Raw genomic sequence first — 739 nt, forward strand, 5'->3', positions numbered from 1 at the left:
AGGGCACTTGGTCCTTCTCGACCATCTCAGGCAACTGGAAGCGCGGCACAGGGGTCTTGAACAACGAACTCTACATCGGCAAACTGGTTTGGAACCGGCAGCGCTTTATCAAGGACCCGGACAGCGGCAAACGCCAGGCGCGACCGAACCCGCCCGAGGCATGGATCGCCGAAGACATTCCGACCTTGCGCATCATCGAGGAGGACCTCTGGGCTCGGGTCAAACATCGGCAGGGCGCGATCCGGGAGGATATCCTGACCGAACGCGCGGAAGACCCGGGTGCGCCGAAGATCGAACGCGGCCATCGCCCCCGCTATCTGCTGTCGGGGCTTCTGACCTGCGGCTGCTGCGGGTCGGGCTATATCATGATCAGCGATGGCCGCCTGGGCTGTGCTGCGGCACGGAACTCCGGGACCTGCCTGAACCGCAAGACGATCAAGCGGATCGATGTCGAGGCGCGGGTTCTGGGGGGCCTCAAACACCAGCTGATGCATCCCGACGTGATCCAGGAGTTCATCGCGGAGTTTCATCGGGAGATGGAGAAGGATCGGCGCGAGGGGGAAGCCGGTCGGGTCGAGGCGGAACGGGCTCTGTCGAAGGTGACAAAGGAGATCGAGAACATCGTGACCGCGATCACCGAAGGCCTGTTTCACCCGAGCATGAAGGCGAAGATGGATGCGCTGGAGGCGCAGAAGGCGGGGCTCGAGGCGAAGCTGGCCGCCCTGCCCGCGCCAAGCCC

The 739-nt window shown here is 63.9% G+C and carries 1 protein-coding gene; it reads left to right on the plus strand.

Annotated elements, in window-relative coordinates:
* On the plus strand, positions 1-739 hold a 739-nt coding region (locus tag FBT96_RS21740; RefSeq protein ID WP_212635428.1), incomplete at both ends, for a recombinase zinc beta ribbon domain-containing protein.

The organism is Rhodobacter capsulatus (assembly GCF_005144475.1).
GTDB classification, from domain to species: domain Bacteria; phylum Pseudomonadota; class Alphaproteobacteria; order Rhodobacterales; family Rhodobacteraceae; genus Rhodobacter; species Rhodobacter capsulatus_C.